The following is a 2350-nucleotide window of genomic DNA, read 5'->3' on the forward strand; positions in this document are numbered from 1 at the left end:
ATCGCCAACGCCGCGATCCACCAACTCCGTGACCTCATCGGCCGATGGGCGATCGTCGAAGAACAGATGTGGGACGCTTCATCCGAAGGCCAGGACCCTCTTCCCGTCGTGTACACGGACGGGGCAGTCGAGCGGTTACTCCGCAGTTTCGGCACCCTTCTCATCGCCTCGTCCCAATCACGACAATCCGACACTGCCGCGCTCCTGATTAGCTCGTTCGCGCACGCGTTACCGCGTCTGAGCTCCGGGCATCACCAGGATGAACTTCTGCGTTCGCTGCACGGCGCGCTCCCGTCGGTCACCCAGCAGGCCGAATGTCCTGCTCTCATGGCCGCACTCGCCGAGCTCGTCGACGCACTCACGACCGCAGGCAGGGCCACCGGCCCTGTGCAGCAGGTGCAAGGCATCCTCCGCGCCGCGACGGAACACCTGCTCCCCGACCCGTCGACGTTCCAGGGCGGCACCTCCGTCGAAGAAGCACCCCTCACCACGAGTACAGCACGCACCGAGACATAACCACCCGACACCCGGATCAATCCACGGTTACCTCATCCGCTGACGATGCACGCCGGGGGTGCCCCGCCTGGAACGCGACGCGCCTCCACCTGCTCGAGCAACCTGATCCGCTTCCGTGCCTCTCGCAGCTCAGCGCCCTCCGCTCTAGGCAGGCCGGGCTTCGCCCTCGTCGATGTCGGCGGTTCAGATCCACTTCGCCAGCGTCATGCGGTGAATACCGAAGTCTTTCACGACCTGCTCGATCGTCACTCCGGACTCACGATTCCTCGCGACGCGCACCACATGGTCATGGAACTCCTCAGGTAGGGCTTGGGCACAGCAACATCCTTCCAGGCTCACCTTCCGGCAAGCCAGATCAGATGTCACCTATCGGTGCAGCAGACCCTTCGTGCAGCAGACCCTTCGTGCAGCAGACCCAGTGGTGCTCACAACCGCTTGCAGGCTGGGTGAGAGGAAGTTGCCGTTCGGCGCCAATGGCCCTATGCGCATGACGACGGAGCCAGGACGGTCGGCGAGTGACTGCACACATGCGCAACAAGGCCGGGTAAGCGGACATTAGGGGCTCCGCGGCTGCCCCTACGTATGTGCTTCGTTATGAGCATTCATGATCGTATGTGAAATTTGGCCGTGAGAACTTACGATATAGCCGTTGTCCTTCGCCCACTGACGGAGGTGTCGACAGGATTTTGGATGTGTCATCATTTGTGTCCGAAGTCATCGCCCTGCCCATGGTCGAGCATCTCATAAGCTGCGCTTTCATGTGTCACGGGCTTGTTGCTTGTCGATGATGATATTGACCGCCTGGATGAGGGCTTCACTGATTTTCTCCGGTGAGTACAGTTCTCTAATACTGTCTGCTGCGTTCTGTCGTTTCCCCACAATCGTTGGGCCTCCTTCGACTGCCCGGCGCATGCAGTCCCGCAGGCTCTCGACTGAGGGCTCCGCCCAAATCTGTCCATGGAAGTACGGCCACTCGTGAACAGCCGCAGGGGGTACCGGTGCCAGACTGTAGTCGATCAGCAGTGAATTTGATGTGTTCATGAAATCGCACTGGCCACCCCAGCCTGTTCCGATGGTTATCAGACCGCAGGCCATCGCTTCCATGAAGGGACGCCCCCAGGCTTCGCCTCTGGTAGGCAGAACAAAAGCGTGCGAGCTTCTGTAGAGTGAACGAAGCTCTGCCTCAGACAGCGCGTTGTTGAGCAAGGTAATTCTCGGTGTTCTGCCCGGACGGACCTGATCGGAGAATGATTCGATGATCTGTCCCACGCCCGGAGCGCCGGCACCAAGCGGATCAGCCCGGATCACCAACTCCACATCGTCATCGCAGCTATTGAACTCTGAAAGGTATGCGTTCAGTAGCACATCCCAGCCCTTGCGGTACTGCCACCTGAACACGGACAAAAACCGAAAGGTCCCTTCCGCCTTATAGGGTGCAGCGAGTATTTCCCCCCAGGCCCGATCGATAGTTTCGGGAATGACTTTCAGCTTTTCCCGGGCAACTCCAGCGGACGCAAAAGTGGCTGCATTGAAATTGGAGGGAACCCATACCTCGTCCACCGCGGACAAGCGCGGCAGCCATGCAGGAGGCACCGAAGCAGTCTCAAACATCGCCCTCCACACTACGGTTCCGTCGGTGTTTTCCCATCCGCTGTCGTGCCAAGGCAGATGCACGATGGTCAAGTCCGCAGCGGTCAGACTCTGCTTTCGACCTACAAAACCGGGGCCGGAAGTGCCATGCGTCCGGGAAGCCACAGGAACCTCCCGGACACGAAATCCCGCGTTCCGCAACATGCTCGTATAGCTGCGTGCCTCCACCGCATACCCGCTGTGA

3 protein-coding genes are annotated in these 2350 nt (G+C 60.0%); 1 reads left to right on the plus strand and 2 read right to left on the minus strand.

Translation table 11 applies throughout. The annotated features are described in order from the left end of the window. Window positions 1-516 (plus strand): hypothetical protein (locus CVO76_RS16865; RefSeq protein ID WP_208740214.1); only part of this gene is annotated, 516 nt, incomplete at its 5' end. A gap of 576 nt (window positions 517-1092) precedes the next feature. Here the strand turns inward: CVO76_RS16865 and CVO76_RS17685 are convergent. Further along, window positions 1093-1218, minus strand: a complete 126-nt coding sequence (locus tag CVO76_RS17685; RefSeq protein ID WP_432206108.1) for an Lsr2 family DNA-binding protein — start codon at window positions 1216-1218, stop codon at window positions 1093-1095. 54 nt (window positions 1219-1272) lie between these two features. Beyond that, window positions 1273-2350, minus strand: a 1078-nt coding sequence (locus CVO76_RS16875) for a glycosyltransferase family 4 protein (RefSeq protein WP_208740216.1), incomplete at its 5' end; no start/stop codon positions are given.

It is taken from the genome of Arthrobacter agilis, from assembly GCF_002953615.1.
Taxonomy (GTDB): Bacteria; Actinomycetota; Actinomycetes; order Actinomycetales; family Micrococcaceae; genus Arthrobacter_D; species Arthrobacter_D agilis_B.